The organism is Staphylococcus simiae, from assembly GCF_017357005.1.
GTDB classification, from domain to species: domain Bacteria; phylum Bacillota; class Bacilli; order Staphylococcales; family Staphylococcaceae; genus Staphylococcus; species Staphylococcus simiae_A.
Genome location: NZ_CP071589.1, coordinates 808,294 through 827,049, shown reverse-complemented (window position 1 = coordinate 827,049; position 18,756 = coordinate 808,294). Strand labels below are relative to the sequence as shown.

Sequence of the window (18,756 nt, the reverse complement as noted above, 5' to 3'; positions counted from 1 at the left end):
ATGCCCTCCTGTAATTTATGTCTTTCATCATTATATCGAAATTCCCTAAAAATGAAAATCCAATAATGTTAATTTTTAATATTGTAGTAACTTTTCTTTAAAAATATCTCTTAAAAACTCTGGCATTAAGTATTCGGTAGGAAGTTCTTTTAACATAGGGAAATATCTACCAAAAGTATACATATCTACAGTACCTAGGATATAAATTTTATTATCATCAATTTCTTGACCATCAATAAAATAACGCTGTTGAGATTCAATGTAGCCTAGTTTATATAAGACATAGCCTCCAAAAATATCACCTCTAAAACCTAAACCTTGAGCATGTTCATACATATATTCTTGTTTTTGACTTTTAATAATGACATCTTTTAATTGTTGACCTGTCAATTTTACTCTAACCAAATTAATTGGATGTGGTAGTAGACGATGAATATCATATGCAGTCACTTTATCGCTTATGACATCATTAACTAATAGTCCAGTATTTATAATAGCACAATCGGCATGTGTAAATTCGCAAACACTTTCAGCTAACATATATGCAGTTTCTGTTATTGCGTTATAATGTCTTGTTAATCGCACAGGATGATTAATTACTGGTGTCGACATCATATGTTTTCCTTGCTGTTCAAAATGAGTTGAAACTTGAGGTAAACTATCTACAGGTATAATAGTAGCTGTTTTGTTAGTTACGGTTCTGTTCGTTATTGTTAAATTAACTTCACCAAGATAATGACCATATTTTCCAGCAGCTACCATTAACACGCCATTTTTCATTTCACCTTGTTCAAAATAATGATGCGTGTGGCTCCCAAATATAACGTCTATTTGTGGTAATTCTGTGCATAATTTTTCATCAAAAAAGATACCACAATGACTTAATACAATAAGGACATCGTAATCTCCCTTATGTCGCTCAATTTCCTCTTTAATCGCTTCTAGCGGATCTGTTACAATCCAATCTAATGCACGATAAAAAGGAGTAAATGGAGCAGTCGCTGCTACAAATAAAATTCTTGTATCTTCTATAGTTTGTATATACGAAGATAAAATATTATTAGGCAATTCGCCCTTTTCATCGATAACATTAGCACAAATCACTTTGAACTGAGCTTCGTCATATAAGTGTTCAAGTGTCTCATGTGCTAAAGTCATTCCTTCATTATTACCAATAGTAGCAATGTCACAATGTGCTTCATTTAATAGTTCAATATTTTTGCGCCCTAACGTTGCTTGTGTTATTGGCGCCGATAAATCTACATGATCACCTAAATCTACATATAGTGAGGGATGTGAAAGTTGTGGTCTTTGTTGCGCCATGTATGCCTTGATACGTTCATATTCATGAAGATGACTATGTATGTCATTCGTATGATAAATCGTTAATTGCATAATACTCCCTCTTTCTATGTTATTAATTTATAATACCGCTTTAATAATTAAATATATGCCAAGTAATAACATCACTGTACGTAATAATGTTACTACTGTATCTGACTTGATTGATTGGTTAACTTTTACACCTATTTTAGCACCAATATAACTTGAAATAATTAAAATAATAGAATATCCCCATGCAACATGACCTTGCGCTACGTGGCCAATTGAGCTCATCACACTTGAAAAGAAAATCATCATCATGCTTGTACCAACAGCAACATGTGGTGGAAATCTAAAAACAATTAACATTAATGGTGTCATTAATGCGCCGCCACCAATACCAAATAATCCTGTTAATGTACCAATAAATAAAGTAGCAAAAAATGCAAATAGTGGTGGTACACTATAATGATATGTGTCCCCACTAGCATCAACATAAGTTTTTTGGTATTTAGGTTTATCAAAAATAGTAAATGGCTTAATTTTGTGTCTTACCATGAGTAATATTGCAACAAATATTAGAAAAATACCAAAATATAAATTGAAAGATTCAATCGTTAAATATCGACTAATAAATGAGCCAAATAGAGAACCTGGTAACAAGCCAAATAAAAAGATTGCGCCGTTTTTAATATCAACTTGCTTTGTTTTTAAATAACCTAATGATGAGGATAGCCCTGTAACAATAAGAATTAATGACGATGTTCCTATTGCTATTTGAGTCGTAATACCGTGCAATAGGTGATGTTCAACACCTAAATATACAAGTGTTGGCACAATAATAATACCTCCACCAATACCTACAATTGATCCAATGATTGCCGATAATCCACCTATTAAAACTAATAAAGTAATTGTTAATAACATATCGTCGCCTCTTAAAATAATTTTAGTTGTTGCGGTGCTAAACCTTCATAATCAATATCTAATAATTTTTGATAACTTTTAGCATTATTTGCTGCATGACCACCTGAATTATTATTGAAAATAACATATATTTTTTTAGCTTTATGCTCTAAAATTTTTACTTTTTGAGCTAAATCAGTTAATTCTTCTTCATTGTAATCATACAAATATCTTACGTCTCGCCATTCTTGATCAGTCATATCTTTTTTTGTCCAACCATGTCGATTTCTACCATGATATCTCACAAATGCGGTTTCATTGGTAATTCTATTAACCAAAGGTATACTGCCTTCTTTAACTTGAGGTTCATCTACAACAGCATGAATAATCTGATTTTCAGTTAAAAATGCTAGTGTTTGTTCTTTAAAATGATCGTTAAACCAAGATTGATGTCTAAACTCTACACAAATTGGAAAATCTTGTAGTTGTTGTCGTACATACAAAATATATTTAATATTTTGAGCATTACAATCGAACCAAGGTGGAAATTGAACCAATACCATTGCTAACTTACGATGTTCTTGCAATGGTTTAAGCATTACTTTAAATTGATCAAAAAGTTCCTGTCGACTATTTGCAAATTGTTTATAATCAGCATGTAACGTCAATGCTTGATGTATTTTAACTACAAATTCAAACCGATCAGGTGTTTCTTTAATCCACTTTAGTATATTTCTATCAGGTTGAATGGCATAATATGATGCATCTAGTTCAACTACTGGAAAATGACTTGCGTATGTTGTTAATTTATCTGATTGACGTGCCAAATCTTCATAAAGTGAATCATGATCACCCCAACCTGTTAAACCAATATTTATCATTATAATCACCATCATCATCATACCATATACTATTTATGATATTCACTTACGCAATCTTCTATGATTAAAATCATAAAAACGTAATATCAGTTATATATTCACTACTTTATCCAAATAGCGTTAGATATAACAAATATTACGTTAATTATTATCATATTAAACTTTATACGCCACTTAATAATGTATTAATTTGATTAACAATTTTAGACATTAATGCTGAGGCGTTTAATGTAGTAGCTAATCTAGGACTTTGACCACTCCACATATGTGTCAATTCTTTATTACCTTGTTTAGCCGCTTCTTTACGTATAAGATTAGTTAATTGATTTTGAATTGGATATTCTGGAATAATACCTTGATATTGTTGCATATCTTCAATAAATTGATTATTTATGCCTCTAGCATATTTCCCACTAAATGCTTTAGTTACAACCGTATCTGTTTCTTTACTATTGATAATCGATTCTCTTAACAGTGGTGATGCTTTACTATCGCTTGAAGTTAAAAATGCGGTGCCCATTTGAACACCTGAAGCACCAAGAACCAGACTTGCCAATACACCTCGTCCATCCATGATGCCACCTGCTGCAATAACTGGTACAGTAACAGCATCTACAATTTGAGGTACTAATGACATTGTACCGACCATTGCTTCATGTTCTTTAGGTCCAATTTTTAAGAACGAACCACGATGCCCTCCAGCTTCGCTTCCTTGAGCAATAATAATATCTATGCCAGCACGTTCATTAGCTATTGCTTCGTCAACAGATGTTGCAGTACCTATTACAGTAATACCAGCACTTTTTAAACGTTTAATCGTATTAGGATTAGGAATTCCAAATGTAAAGCTACAGACATCAATTTGTTGGTCTATAATAATATCAATGGCACGTTCAAATGTTTGACTTTCGTTTATATTAATGACAGGTTCTTCTAATTTAAATGCTCTTCTATAAGGTTTTAACCAAGCATTCATATGTTCAATTTGATTGTTTGTAGCTGACTGCTGACTAGGTACAAAAATATTAACTGCAAATGGCTTCTTTGTTAATTGCCTCACTTGAGTGATGTCTTCAAGTAATTGCTGTGACGTATAATAACCAGCACCAATTGAACCTAAACCACCACTTTCACTAACAGCAGCAACCAGTTGAGGCGTTGTGCTACCCGCCATTCCAGCTTGAATGATTGGATATTGTATATTTAACTTTCGCGTTAATTGATTGTCATGCCACATCATTTCACAAATCCTTTCATTATTTATATTACAATTGTTGTCTAGGATATTTCAGTTGTTGTTGTGATAATTTTTCTTTTTCCCGTTTATCCATTTCATCTTCAATTTCCATACCTAATAGTTCTTCAATTAAATCTTCATGAGAAACAATTGCATCCGTACCACCAAATTCATCTAAGACAATAGCTAAATGTTTTCGGCTAATAGTCATTTTACGTAAGACCCACTCAGCTTTATTATGCTCATTTACAAATAACGGCTGAGCACTAAAATCAGTAATATTTTTATCTTTGTCTTTACTCCATGATAATAAATATTTTGAATGAAAGATCCCTATAACATTATCTATGTCACCTTCATACACAGGATATCTTGTATACGGGTTGTTCATTACTGTGTCATAAGCTTCTTCATACGTTGCAGTTGTTGAAAAAGCAGTAACTTTAACTCTTGGCGTTGTATCTATATCCTTCACCTTTAAATTATCGAAGTTTAAAACACCTTCCAAACGACTTGCTTCAATATCATTAAACGCACCATCATTTCCTGCGATAGCAAGCATTGTTTTAAATTCTTCTTTTGTCATTTGTTGTTCTAAATCATGACCTTTTGATAACTTTTTATTAATACTATCTGTCAATTTATTGAGTAATAATGTAATGGGTTTTAAGACAATAATGACTATATTAATGATTGGATAGACAATGCTAGTTATTTTATCAGGAAATGACGCAGCAACTGATTTAGGTATCACTTCTGATATTAAAATAATAACAATGGTTAAGACACCAGAAGCTATGCCGACACTGATTCCCCATCTTAGTGCTAACATTGTAACAAGTGTAGGTAATAGTATATTAGCCACATTATTACCAATTAGAATTGTTGTAATAAATTCGCTCGGTTTACTTAATAATTTAACAATACGTTGTGCTTTTTTATCTCCTTTATCTGCTTCAGTTTGAAATTTAGTTTTATTCGCTGCTGTTAAGGCTGTTTCACTTCCAGAAAAGAAAAAAGATACAAAAATTAATATTATTATAGCAATAATCACTAATTTTTCTCCTTAAAATTCGACTTGTATATTACTATTTCATTCCCGTCAAAATGTATGTATAAACGCAAAAAAGAAAGTTGAAAATCACTTTTTATATTTAGCAAATATTAGGGAGTAGCTAGCAATAATTGTTAGATTTTCTGCTATCTTGATAGCTAGAAAATCTAATAGAGCCTGGGACAAAATGTATTTTACACTTAAATTTAAGCATTTGGCAGTAACTGTCTGGTTTTCAAAACGTTGATAAATCACTATTTTGAAAACCTAGTCAGTCTTGCCGGGGTGGGAGGGAGCCAACACAAAAAAACTGGTTAGTCAGTTTTTTCAGACAATGCAAGTTGGGCAAGGGACCCGTCATAGAAAAATATAGGGATTACAATTGGTTGCTAACGCAACAATTGCATAGGGACCCAACACAGAGAAACTGTACTTACAGTTTCTACAAACAATGCAGGTTGGGCAAGAGCTACTAAAGATTAAAATCTAAGTAGCTTTAAATGTGCAAGACGGGCATCTACGAAATAAATTTTATATAAAATTTATTTCTGTCCCACTCCCTAAACCTTTTTCATATCAATTGTAACCCTTTAGTTTTGTGTTAATTCCTTAAAGTTTTAATTTGTTAATAATTCTTTAATAAAGTCATCCTTTATTTCATAAATAACTGGATTGCTTTTGATTTTTATTAATTTGTCTTTATGTATTCCAATCACTTCATTAATTTTATTTCTAGAATAACCCACAAATTCTTTAAGTTCTTTTAAACTTATTCTTGAATATTTGCTTCCAAAAACTTTATCTTGTAATAATATAAATAACACACTAAATTCATATTTATTGAGATTTCTGCTTTTTAAAGCTAACTCTAACTTAGTGATTACCTCATTGTTATTTTCAAACGTCTCTATAATACTTTCCTGACCTTCTATTAATATTTGTAACATATCTCCTATAAAAAGGGTTAATTCACCTTTATTAAAAAAATCTGATGTGTTTTCAAAAGCTTTGTAATATTTACTTTTATTATTGTTTACTACATATGAAAAAGTTAACGCAGTAAATGAATCTAAACTATCATTTAATAATTTGGCTAATAAATATCTCCCTAGCCTACCATTACCATCATAAAAGGGATGTAAATATTCAAACATAAAGTGACTTGCCATAATTTTAAATAACTCAGGTGCTTCGAAGTCCTTTAGAAACGCCATAATCAAAGTTAAAAATTCATAAATTTCTGCTTCATCAAATTCATTTCTATGTACCCATTTATTTTTACTACTGTCAAAAACACCTATAGCATGTTTTCTAAATAAATTACCATCTGGCAAATCTTTTTGTCTAATTTCATCTGAAACGATAATATCAAATAGTTTTCTTATATCTAAAAGGTTATTAATTTCAACATTACCTTGTTGAATCATTAAGTATTGGTTAACAAGACCATCAAATCGTTTATTTGTGCCTTTAGTTTTATTTATAGAAGCTGCTATCTCTTTTTTTGTGCTTTTAATATTTTCAATTTCATTAGTACTTTGAAGTTCATTAATAAGTAAATGCTTAATGTAAGCTTCATTGGCAATTCCAGGTTGTAGCGAAGCTAAATGTCTTATTATCGCAGAATTACTTAATACCTTTTCTAATTTAAATACAAGTTCTTTTGTTAATACGAAAAATAAAGGATAACTAATATCTCTCTTTTGTTTTTCATCTTGAATAGGATTTATAACTAAATTTGTAACGTATGAAGAATGGCTATTTTTTCTTAAGTTGTATTCTGTTTCTACGTAATCAGAACCATACATATGAAATAATTTTTTTAAAGATTTATAATCCACTTAACCACTCCTTATTAATCATATTTCAATATATGACGTTTATACTATGATAAAATTATAGCAAAATTACTGAATTAATAACATATAATCTGTTAATCTCCGAAGATTAATAAGATAAGACTTCATTATTCATTATTGTATTTGGTCATTAATTATTAAAGTTTTTGACATATATATTATTGAACCAAAATGTTTGCTTTATTATTTATGATCACATTTAGTAGTTAAAATATTTTACCACTCATTTTGCAAGTATCCTAAATATTCCTAGTTACAACCATATCAAATCGAGTAGGAGGATAACCATTATTTGATTATCCGTCCTCTCACACCACCGAGCGTACGGTTCCGTACTCGGCGGTTCAATATCTTGCGTAAGCCGTCTCTGCGAGTTGGGTTAATGGTTCTAACCCCCACTTGTAGAGACGTTTTGTTGTAAGTGCACGATGAACTTCATGCGTTGATGATAAGCGCCAGTATTTCTTTCTTGAATTGGCAATTTTCATTGCACTCTTATGGTCAAGTCCATACTTACGTAACATCTTATATTTGGTTTTTATTCTTTTCCATCTTTTGAGGATTAGTTGTCTAATGCGTCGGTTTAACCATGATTGTAACTTCGTTACAAAACCTGTAATAAATCCTTTACCAAAGTAATTTATCCACCCTCGTGTTACTTGATTAATTTCTGATATAATCTCTTTAAAGGTACCTGGTCTATTTCGTTTCGTTAGACGTCTTAAGGTGCGTTTTAAATTTCTTCTTGCTTCCATAGTCGGTCTGAAACGATAAGTGCCATTTACTTTGGTCATTAGACAACTCAAGAACTTTAAACGTGTGATAGAACCTACCTTGCTCTTTTCACTATTTACAATAAGTTTAAGGTCTTTTTCGATAAACTTTGTCACACTTTCCATGACACGTTGACCCGCTCGTTTTGTACGTACAAAGATGACGAAGTCATCTGCATAACGAACAAAGCGATGACCACGTTTCTCCAATTCATTATCTAATTCGTGAAGATAAATATTACAAAGTAACGGGGAAATAACACCACCTTGCGGTGCACCTATTTCTCTACTTCGATAATTACCATTGAGGTCGATTGCACCAACCTGTAGGCTTCTACGAATAAATTTAGAAATGGCTTTATCTTGAACATGTCGTTCAAATAGATACATTAATTTATCATGGTTCAACATATCAAAGCACTGTTTTAAATCACAATCAACTGCAACTAAGTAACCTTCTTCATAGTATGTTGCACATTCTTTAAGTGCAGTTCCTGTACTACGATTCGGTCTAAAGCCATGACTGTGTTTTGAGAAAGTACGGTCGATACTAGGTTCAATGACTTGTTTAATGGCTTGTTGGATAACTCTGTCTCTTGCGACAGGGATTCCAAGCACGCGCTTTTTCCCATTTGATTTAGGTATTTCAACCTTTCTTACTGCTTGTGGCTTATACGTGCCATCAAGCAGTTTTTGTTTAATTTGTGGAAAGTATTTTGCGAAATGTGATGTTAATTCACTTACTCGCATGCCATCGATGCCAGGTGCACCGTTGTTTTTCTTCACTTTCTTAATTGCTTTTTGTATATTATTCTCTCTTACAACAAGCTCCATCATAGATGGAGACTCACGATACATTTCTTTCATTTCACCTAAGATTTACTGTACGCACTCATATATCCTTTTTCGTTCCACTACTTATCTTTCTATGAGTTGCCAATCATTAATTGTATTCTGTACGTTGTAAATCTCTAACCTCCATTCTTTACTTTGTATGAATATTGTTCAGTCCTTCAGTATTTCTACCTACTATGACCTCTGCTGACTTCTCATCATTCGTTATTACTACGATTTTTTTTATCGCTGATGAGACCTCCCCGGGTAAGAGTAACCACTTTCCACTCATTCCACTGCATCATTTACTATATAGAACTCGGGTAGTATCGGACTTTATCTTGTATTGCAGATTCATCCATTCCACATAGCCTTGTATGATATTTCTGTTCGTCAGTGCGAGTGTTTGCGTCCGACTTCCTTCAGATTCCATTTCACAATGGACACCCTTGTCTTTCGCTAACAGTTCCTACTACCAAGCCTGTAACGGACTTTCACCGTCTAGTAATTACCCATGCCGGGCGCACAATAAAAACCGTTCAAAGTCACTTTAGTAAGAAACTTTGAACGGTAATTTTGATATACATATTTTTTAAATTGTCTAGATCTAACCGATAGATCCTTCCATTTCAAATTTGATTAAACGGTTCATTTCAACAGCATATTCCATTGGTAATTCTTTAGTAAATGGTTCAATGAATCCCATAACGATCATTTCTGTCGCTTCTTCTTCTGAAATACCACGACTCATTAGATAGAATAATTGTTCTTCTGACACTTTAGAAACTTTCGCTTCGTGTTCTAATGAAATTTGATCATTAAATACTTCATTATATGGAATTGTATCTGACGTTGATTCATTATCTAAAATTAACGTATCACATTCAATATTTGAACGTGCTCCTTTAGCATTACGTCCAAAATGAACAATACCACGGTAAACTACTTTACCACCATTTTTAGAGATAGATTTAGAAACAATTGTTGAAGATGTATTTGGTGCTTTATGAATCATTTTGGCACCAGCATCTTGAACTTGTCCTTTACCAGCAAAGGCAATAGATAATGTACTACCTTTGGCACCTTCACCTAATAACACACAGTTTGGATATTTCATAGTTAACTTAGAACCTAAATTACCATCAACCCATTCCATGTTACCATTTTCATGGACAAATGTTCGTTTAGTCACTAAGTTATAAACATTATTTGCCCAGTTTTGAATTGTAGTATATCGAACGTGAGCATCTTTATGCACGATGATTTCAACTACTGCTGAGTGAAGTGAACTAGTAGTGTACACAGGAGCAGTACAACCTTCTACATAATGTACTGACGCTCCTTCATCTGCGATAATTAAAGTACGCTCGAATTGTCCCATATTTTCAGAGTTGATTCTGAAATATGCTTGTAATGGCGTATCTAATTTAATATTTTTTGGTACATAGATGAATGAACCACCTGACCATACAGCTGAGTTTAAAGCAGCAAATTTATTATCAGCTGCTGGAATAACTGATGCAAAATATTCTTTGAATATATCTTCATTTTCTTGAAGAGCACTATCAGTATCTTTAAAAATAATACCTTTTTCTTCAAGTTCTTTTTCCATATTATGATAAACAACTTCTGATTCATATTGAGCTGATACACCAGCTAAGTATTTTTGTTCAGCTTCTGGAATACCTAATTTATCAAAAGTACGTTTGATTTCCTCAGGTACTTCATCCCAAGAACGTTCTGCTTGTTCAGAAGGTTTGACATAATATGTGATGTCATCAAAGTTTAATTCAGATAAATCGCCACCCCATTGAGGCATAGGCATTTTATAAAATAATTTTAATGATTTAAGACGGAAATTTAACATCCATTCCGGCTCATTTTTCATATTTGAAATTTCTCTAACGATATTTTCAGTTAAACCACGTTCTGATCTGAAAATGGAAACATCTTCGTCGTGGAATCCATATTTATAATCCCCAACATCAGGTGCTTGTTTAGCCATTTCAATCACTCCTTAAATATATTTACAACGTTTTACGTGAATTTTCATTTCTTGGTGTAAATCACATTATAACAATTTGACTATGACATTCAAATTTACATTTAATGAATAAGATTGCCGTATTTTATTATAATGACGGTACAACATTAATTATTCTTCTTCAGTTGTACCTTCTGATTTACCTTCTTTTTCAATTGTACCTTTTTCTAATGCTTTCCATGCTAAAGTGGCACATTTAATACGTGCAGGAAATTGAGAAACACCTTGTAATGCTTCAATGTCTCCCATGTCTTCAGTAATCACATAGTCATCTCCAAGCATCATCTTCGTAAATTCTTGACTCATTTGCATAGCTTCACCTAGTGAATGACCTTTAACAGCTTGTGTCATCATAGATGCACTAGCCATTGATATTGAACAACCTTCACCATCGAATTTAGCGTCTTTAATGATTCCATCTTCAATATCAAATGTAAGTCGAATGCGGTCACCACAAGTTGGATTATTCATATCTACTGTCATAGATCCGTTATCTAATATACCTTTATTTCTAGGATTTTTGTAATGATCCATAATTACAGATCTATATAATTGATCTAAATTATTAAAATTCATAAGAGAAAAACTCCTTCGTTTGTTTCAAGGCATTAACTAACTGATCAATGTCTTCTTTTGTGTTGTATATATAAAAGCTTGCTCTTGCTGTAGAAGATACGTCTAACCATTTCATTAATGGTTGCGCACAGTGATGTCCAGCACGAACAGCAACACCTTCAGTATCAACAGCTGTTGCAACATCATGTGGATGAATATCTTGTAAATTAAATGTAATGACACCTGCACGACGATCTTTTGGAGGGCCATAAATTTCTAGACCTTCAATAGTTGACATTTGTTCGTACGCATACTCTGTCAATTGTTGTTCATGCTGATGAATCGCATCAAGACCTAATTTATCAAGGTAACGTATTGCTTCTCCTAGACCAATTGCTTGAGCAATTAGTGGTGTACCTGCTTCAAATTTAGTTGGTAAATCTGCCCATGTCGCGTCATATTTACTAACAAAATCTATCATGTCTCCACCATATTCTACTGGTTCCATGTCTTTCAATAAGTGACGTTTCCCAAATAAAACACCAATACCAGTTGGTCCTAACATTTTATGACCACTAAAACTATAAAAATCTGCATCAATATCTTGCATATCTAATGCCATATGTGGAGCAGCTTGTGCGCCATCGACACTGATAATAGCACCATGTTGATGTGCAATTTCAGCAATAGTTTTAACATCATTTATTGTTCCTAAAACATTAGATACATGAGCAATAGCAACTATTTTTGTTTTATCATTAATGGTTGCTTTAACATCTTCAATATTTAGTTCACCATCTGCAGTCATTGGAATAAATTTCAAAGTAGCATTTTTACGTTTTGCTAATTGTTGCCAAGGAACAATATTAGCATGATGTTCCATTTCAGTAACTACAATTTCGTCACCTTCACTTACATTAGCATCACCATAACTACGTGCCACGATATTAATAGAAGCCGTTGTACCTCTAGTAAAAATGATTTCTTCAAAATATTTAGCATTGATGAAGCGTCGCACTGTTTCGCGAGCACCTTCATATGCATCTGTTGCCAATGAACCTAACGTATGAACACCACGATGTACATTCGAATTATAGCGTTTATAATAATCATCTAGTACATCTAACACCTGAACAGGCGTTTGACTAGTAGCAGTTGAATCTAAATAAGCTAAACGTTTCCCATTGACTTGTTGGTCCAATATCGGAAAGTCTTTAATCACTTCATTTACATCAAATGATTGTTCGGTCACGTTGTTCACGACCTTTCTTAATTTAAAATATATACTTTAAACAGAGTGAAGTAATTAATGGTTAATTGCACATTAATCACTTCATCTTCATTATATTTAAATAATCTTCAAAATATTATTTAGTGATTTTACGCTCAATCACTTGTCTTAATTGACGTTTAACATCTTCAATTGGTAATTCACGTACAACTGGATCTAAGAAACCATGAATAACAAGTCGTTCAGCTTCTTGTTGAGAAATACCACGGCTCATTAAATAATACAGTTGTTGTGGATCTACTCGGCCTACTGAAGCTGCATGTCCAGCTTGAACATCGTCTTCATCAATTAATAAAATTGGGTTAGCATCTCCACGTGCGTGTTCAGATAACATTAAGACACGTGATTCTTGATTTGCTTCTGATTTCGTACCACCGTGTTTAATATAGCCAATACCGTTAAATACAGATGATGCATGTTCTTTCATAACACCATGTTTTAGAATATAGCCATCTGTTTCTTTACCATATTGAACAATTTTAGATGTTAAATTAATTTTTTGGTCGCCTGTACCGACAACTACTGATTTTAATGAACTTGTTGAACGGTCTCCAATTAAGTTTGTAGTATTATCAATAATTTGACTACCTTCATTCATTAAACCAAGTGCCCAATTAATTGAAGCATCTCTTTCAGTCATACCACGACGAATGATGTGACCAGTAAATCCTTTATCTAAATAGTCTACTGAACCATACGTCACATTTGAGTTAGCACCAGCGATAACTTCTGACACAATATTAATTTGATTGCCTTCACCAGAAGCGTTAGATAAATAGTTCTCAACATATGTTACTTCTGCACTTTCTTCAGTAACAATAATGACATGGTTATAAATACTCGCATCTTCATCATCATGTAAGACAACATATTGTATTGGATCTTCTACAACTACATTTTTAGGAACGTAAACAAATAATCCCCCATTAACTAATGCAGTGTGTAATGCAGTCAAACGGTGTTCATCTACTGTTACCGCTTCTGTCATATAGTATTTTTGTACTAAATCGCTATGATTAATTAAAGCTTCTTCAAGACCTTCTACAATCACACCATTACTAGATGCTTGTTCAGATACTTGTGTATAAGCTAATGAATTATTATGTTGAATTACTAAATTTTTTGAGTTGTCAATATCAATAATTTCTTTTACTGATTCAGGTAACTCTGAAAGTGATTCGTAAGCTTTGCCTGTTACTTCATGTTGCTTAAATGAATCAAAATCCCATTTTCTTAATTTTGTTTTATCAGGTTTTGGCATTTCTAAAGTTTCTGTTAATTTTAAAGCTTTTTTACGTAATTCTGTCATCCAAGAAGGCTCTTTGTGGGCTTTAGAATAATCAACAAGTTGTTCTTCAGAAATGTTCAAAATATCAGTTGTCATAACTTCTTCCTCCTACTTGATGAAATTAAATTGTTAAAGTTAATGTTCATTTTCATCATATATAGATGAACATCTCAGTCATTTTGAATAATTTAAATCCGATTATTCAGTCGCACCGAATTCTTCTTTAACCCATTCGTAACCTTCTTCTTCTAAACGTTTCGCTAATTCAGGACCGCCAGATTTCACTACTTTACCACCATACATTACATGTACTTTATCTGGAGTAATGTAATTTAAGAGACGTTGGTAGTGAGTAATCATTAATGCGCCAAAGTTTTCTCCACGCATTTGATTAATACCTTTAGATACTACTTTTAAAGCATCGATATCTAAACCAGAGTCAATTTCATCCAAAATTGCAAATTTAGGTTCTAGCATCATTAATTGTAAGATTTCATTACGTTTTTTCTCTCCGCCTGAGAATCCTTCATTTAAATAACGTTGAGCCATGTCTTTATCTATATCTAAGAAATCCATATTTTTATCTAATTTCTTAATAAATTGCATTAAGTTAATCTCTTGTCCTTCTTCACGTTTGGCATTAATTGCTGAACGCATGAAATCAGCATTTGTTACACCTGTGATTTCAGATGGATATTGCATCGCTAAGAACAGTCCAGCTTTTGCTCTTTCATCCACTTCTAGTTCAAGGATATTAACGCCATCTAACAATACTTCACCTTGTGTTACTTCATAACTTGGGTGTCCCATAATTGCAGATGATAATGTTGATTTACCAGTACCATTTGGCCCCATAATTGCATGAATCTCATCAGTCTTAATTGTTAAATTAACACCTTTTAAAATTTCTTTATCCTCAATAGACACATGTAAGTCTTTGATTTCTAATGTTGATGCCATTTTATATTCCCTCCGTAAAATATAAAGATTTCCTGACCAGTTTATAATAATTTTAATTTGTAGTCAAAAAGCCTTTGTAATTATTCACTCCTTTAATTATAACTTACTTATTCCTTAATATAAACTACTTAAACCTTTTTATTAGATTTATTACTATAATGTACCAATTTTAATCTGGAAGAACTTTTAACTATAACTGATAATGACAGAGATAACTTTCTCAATGAATTTTACCTAAAATTAATATGTTATTATTTCACTTTATATTTTGAGTTGTGTTAATATGCTCGTTAACTACCATAAATATTTGTAAAGGAGCATCACATGCAGCGATTTAAATGGAAAAATATTTTAAAAGGATTTGCCATGGGTACTAGTGATTTAGTCCCTGGAGTGAGTGGAGGTACAATAGCTTTATTACTTGGTATTTATGATCAATTCATTTCTTCAATTAGTGGTCTATTTTCTAAACGCTTTTGGACTAGTATTCAATTTTTATTACCGATTGTATTAGGTATGTTATTAGCCATTGGAAGTTTAAGCAGTCTTTTTAATTATTTATTATCCGAACACCCTATTCCGACCATGTTCTTTTTTACTGGTCTTATCTTAGGTATTATTCCTTACTTATTAGCAATATCAAACTTTAAAACAACTTTTACTGCCAGACACTATGCAATGATGTGTCTCGGTGTCACTATACTCATCATTATCGCTTTTTTAAATAATGGTAATCAACATGCAGATGCAACGCTATCATTATCGACGAGTTTAATCATTAAATATTTTTTTGCTGGCATGTGTGCATCTAGTGCAATGTTATTGCCAGGTATCTCAGGATCGTTTATGTTACTTGTTTTCGGTGCTTACGGTACAGTAATGTACTCTATTTCAGAGCTTGTAAAATTAAATTTTAATACTTTACCAATTTTAGTTATATTAGGTTTGGGAGTATTAACTGGATTTTTATTATCAAGCAAAGTCATTCAATATTTTTTACATCATCATAAGTACATGACTTTAGCACTTATTATCGGATTTGTTGTAGGTTCATTATATGCCGTTTTTCCTGGTGTACCAGCTTCAACAATAAGCTGGATAGTATCAATACTAACTTTATTAATTGGTTTAATCGTTAGTTTACTTTTAGGTAAATTGAGTAATAATGACAATGAGTAACTATATTAAGCAAATAAAAATTGCTGACTAAAAAAGAGGCTGGGACATAAATCCCAAAAATAATAGCACAAAGATGATTTTATTGTTAAATCGTCTTTGTGCTTCTTTATGTTCAATACTCCGTATTGTAGTTTCGCGTTCCTAGGGTGCTGTCTCAGCCTGTAGTCTTCGACTAGCACTGCTCCCTCAGGAGTCTTCACTACAATACTTCGTTTTTTATGTAATTTTACATGTAAATACTTCAAAAAAATAAGACACTTTCGTATAATTTAATAAATACCAATAAACCAAATTAACGAGGTGTCTTATGTATGAAGATTATAACATGACTCAACTTACACTACCAATGGAAACTTCAGTAAAAATTCCTCAAAATGATATTTCAAGATACGTTAATGACATAGTTGAAAGCATACCAGATAGAGAATTCGACGAATTCAAACATTATCGTGGTGCGACTTCATATCATCCAAAAATGATGTTAAAAATTATTCTATATGCCTACACACAATCTGTATATTCTGGAAGAAAAATAGAAAGATTACTCAATGATAGTCTTCGTATGATGTGGTTGTCTCAAAATCAAACACCTTCATATAAAACAATTAATCGATTCAGAGTCAATCCTAAAACAGATGCCTTAATTGAATCTTTATTTATCCAATTTCATAGTCAGTGTCTAAAGCAAAATCTTATTGATGACCAATCTATTTTTATCGATGGAACCAAAGTCGAAGCTGATGCCAATAGATATACGTTCGTATGGAAGAAAAGTATTTTAAACTATGAAACAGATATAAACGAAAATTCAAAAACAATCTATCAAGAATTAGTAAAGGATAAAATTATACCAGAGATTATAGAAGATAAAGATACTGATTTATCAAAAGAAGATATTGATTTAATCGGTAGTCATTTGGATAAAGAAATCGAAGATTTAAATCAACAAATTGATAATGAAACACAACCAGAACTAAGAAGGCAAATTCGTCAAAAAAGAACTAAAATAAAAAAAGTTAAAAAGAAATTTGATGATTATTCTGACCGAAAGTCGAAGTACGAAGAACAAAAAGCAATTCTTCAAGACCGTAATAGTTATTCTAAAACAGACCATGACGCTACTTTTATGAGAATGAAAGAAGATCATATGAAAAATGGACAACTTAAACCAGGATACAATTTACAAATAGCGACAAATTCTCAATTTGTTTTATCATATGATGTTTACCAAAATCCAACAGATACTAGAACTTTAATACCGTTTTTAACTTTAATTAAAGAAACCTACGGTTATTTACCTGAGTATATTGTCGCTGATGCTGGTTATGGTAGTGAACAAAATTACATGGCTATTATCGATGATTTTAATAGAACACCATTGATTACATATGGAATGTTTATTAAAGATAAAACTAAAAAATTTAAAAGTGACATTTTTAATACTCAGAATTGGGATTATGATGAAATCAACGATGAATTTATTTGTCCAAATCAAAAACGATTAGGATTTAAACGATATGCTTATCGTAATGATAAATATGGATTCAAAAGAGATTTTAAATTATATGAATGTGATGATTGTACAGATTGTCCACTCAAACATCAATGTATGAAATCAAAGTCAAAAACAAATAAAAAAATAATGAAGAATTATAATTGGGAGTATTTTAAATCTCAAGTAAATCAAAAGCTTTCTGAGCCAGAAACGAAAAAAATCTATAGTCAAAGAAAAATTGACGTAGAACCTGTTTTTGGATTCACGAAGGCTATTTTGGGATTCACTCGAATGTCAGTTCGAGGACTCGATAAGGTTAAACGTGAACTTGGATTTGTATTAATGGCAGTTAACATAAGGAAGCTAGCAGCTCAAGGAGCTGTTTATTTCAAAATTAATAATGAAAAAGACAATTTCTATCAATTTTCAATAGAAATTGTCTTTTTTTACTTTCACCAAGAACTTAATGTCCCAGGCTCCTTTTGATTTATTATTAATCTTCTTTATTGCCTTTAACTTTGTCGATTAAATCGTTAGCTTTGTCTTTGGCATTTTCAACAAATTCTTTTGCTTTGCCTGAAGCTTTGTCTTCTTTGCCTTCATTTTCTAAATTTTTATTATCAGTAACGTTACCTACTGTTTCTTTAACATTACCTTTTGCTTGTTCAAATTTACTTTCGTCTGCCATAATAAATTCCTCCTTGTTATACTTGATGTAATGTATATTTACCCAGAAGAAAATTAGTTAAACATGATATGACACAATTTTATTTTCTTAATTAGCTATTTTTACTGTGAACCTTTTTGAAAACGCTGATAATTTATCACTAAATTTAAAATACTACAACAGCTGCAATTCCTGTAAAAAACCAATTTGAAGTAATCATCGATACAATGAACATGATTAACAATATAATGATGTTAATCATAACTACCACTTTAAATTTCGGAGTCATATACTTCACCTCATTTTATTGTAAGTTACAAATTTAGTTTAAATGACCTATTGATGCAAAACAATAAATAATATAAAATTTTTAATATTTTATGGATTTTTATATCTGGTAACTCACATCA

General features: G+C 31.8%; 16 protein-coding genes. 2 read left to right on the top strand and 14 right to left on the bottom strand.

Features of this window, described 5'->3' with window-relative positions; translation table 11 throughout:
- Nucleotides 1-75: 75 nt before the first annotated feature.
- From J3R86_RS03750 to sufC, 12 genes are all read right to left on the bottom strand, one after another.
- On the bottom strand, nt 76-1,395 hold the full coding sequence (locus tag J3R86_RS03750) for a bifunctional metallophosphatase/5'-nucleotidase (RefSeq protein ID WP_207518109.1): 1,320 nt from the start codon (nt 1,393-1,395) through the stop codon (nt 76-78).
- A gap of 27 nt (nt 1,396-1,422) precedes the next feature.
- Nucleotides 1,423-2,250, bottom strand: a complete 828-nt coding sequence (locus tag J3R86_RS03745) for a sulfite exporter TauE/SafE family protein (RefSeq protein WP_207518108.1) — start codon at nt 2,248-2,250, stop codon at nt 1,423-1,425.
- Nucleotides 2,251-2,261: 11 nt separating this feature from the next.
- The gene (locus tag J3R86_RS03740) at nt 2,262-3,110 is read right to left on the bottom strand and encodes a DUF72 domain-containing protein (RefSeq protein WP_207518511.1); all 849 of its coding nucleotides are present in this window, start codon (nt 3,108-3,110) and stop codon (nt 2,262-2,264) included.
- 163 nt (nt 3,111-3,273) lie between these two features.
- Nucleotides 3,274-4,347 (bottom strand): NAD(P)H-dependent flavin oxidoreductase, encoded by a 1,074-nt coding sequence (locus tag J3R86_RS03735; RefSeq protein WP_207518510.1) that lies wholly within the window; start codon nt 4,345-4,347, stop codon nt 3,274-3,276.
- Between the two features lie 28 nt (nt 4,348-4,375).
- On the bottom strand, nt 4,376-5,401 hold the full coding sequence (locus J3R86_RS03730; RefSeq protein WP_207518107.1) for a hemolysin family protein: 1,026 nt from the start codon (nt 5,399-5,401) through the stop codon (nt 4,376-4,378).
- Nucleotides 5,402-6,018: 617 nt separating this feature from the next.
- Entirely contained in the window at nt 6,019-7,242 is a 1,224-nt protein-coding gene (locus J3R86_RS03725) for a Fic family protein (protein ID WP_207518106.1), read from the bottom strand.
- Nucleotides 7,243-7,604: 362 nt separating this feature from the next.
- Nucleotides 7,605-8,891: a group II intron reverse transcriptase/maturase gene (gene ltrA / locus J3R86_RS03720; protein WP_207518488.1), complete on the bottom strand. Its 1,287-nt coding sequence runs from the start codon at nt 8,889-8,891 to the stop codon at nt 7,605-7,607.
- 583 nt (nt 8,892-9,474) lie between these two features.
- Complete coding sequence (gene sufB / locus J3R86_RS03715; protein WP_002462405.1) at nt 9,475-10,872, bottom strand: Fe-S cluster assembly protein SufB; 1,398 nt, start codon at nt 10,870-10,872, stop codon at nt 9,475-9,477.
- 150 nt (nt 10,873-11,022) lie between these two features.
- Nucleotides 11,023-11,487 carry a Fe-S cluster assembly sulfur transfer protein SufU gene (gene sufU, locus J3R86_RS03710; protein ID WP_002462407.1) on the bottom strand — a complete coding sequence of 155 codons (465 nt, stop codon included), beginning with the start codon at nt 11,485-11,487 and terminating at the stop codon, nt 11,023-11,025.
- The gene (locus J3R86_RS03705) at nt 11,477-12,727 is read right to left on the bottom strand and encodes a cysteine desulfurase (RefSeq protein ID WP_207518105.1); all 1,251 of its coding nucleotides are present in this window, start codon (nt 12,725-12,727) and stop codon (nt 11,477-11,479) included. The genes sufU and J3R86_RS03705 overlap by 11 nt, the downstream gene beginning before the upstream one ends.
- Nucleotides 12,728-12,833: 106 nt before the next feature.
- Nucleotides 12,834-14,141, bottom strand: coding sequence for a Fe-S cluster assembly protein SufD (gene sufD, locus J3R86_RS03700; RefSeq protein WP_207518104.1), 1,308 nt, complete (start codon nt 14,139-14,141; stop codon nt 12,834-12,836).
- Nucleotides 14,142-14,243: 102 nt separating this feature from the next.
- Complete coding sequence (gene sufC, locus J3R86_RS03695; RefSeq protein WP_207518103.1) at nt 14,244-15,005, bottom strand: Fe-S cluster assembly ATPase SufC; 762 nt, start codon at nt 15,003-15,005, stop codon at nt 14,244-14,246.
- A 324-nt stretch (nt 15,006-15,329) separates the two neighbouring features.
- On the opposite strand from sufC, the gene J3R86_RS03690 reads away from it, so the two are divergent.
- Together J3R86_RS03690 and J3R86_RS03685 are read left to right on the top strand one after the other, a co-directional pair.
- The gene (locus J3R86_RS03690; protein WP_207518102.1) at nt 15,330-16,184 is read left to right on the top strand and encodes a polyprenyl-phosphate transporter PopT; all 855 of its coding nucleotides are present in this window, start codon (nt 15,330-15,332) and stop codon (nt 16,182-16,184) included.
- Between the two features lie 307 nt (nt 16,185-16,491).
- The gene (locus J3R86_RS03685) at nt 16,492-18,165 is read left to right on the top strand and encodes an IS1182 family transposase (protein ID WP_207518101.1); all 1,674 of its coding nucleotides are present in this window, start codon (nt 16,492-16,494) and stop codon (nt 18,163-18,165) included.
- Between the two features lie 7 nt (nt 18,166-18,172).
- Here J3R86_RS03685 and J3R86_RS03680 read toward each other — a convergent pair whose 3' ends face one another.
- Nucleotides 18,173-18,367 (bottom strand): CsbD family protein, encoded by a 195-nt coding sequence (locus J3R86_RS03680; protein ID WP_002462412.1) that lies wholly within the window; start codon nt 18,365-18,367, stop codon nt 18,173-18,175.
- A 145-nt stretch (nt 18,368-18,512) separates the two neighbouring features.
- On the bottom strand, nt 18,513-18,635 hold the full coding sequence (locus J3R86_RS12220; RefSeq protein ID WP_278249695.1) for a hypothetical protein: 123 nt from the start codon (nt 18,633-18,635) through the stop codon (nt 18,513-18,515).
- Between the last annotated feature and the right edge of the window lie 121 nt (nt 18,636-18,756).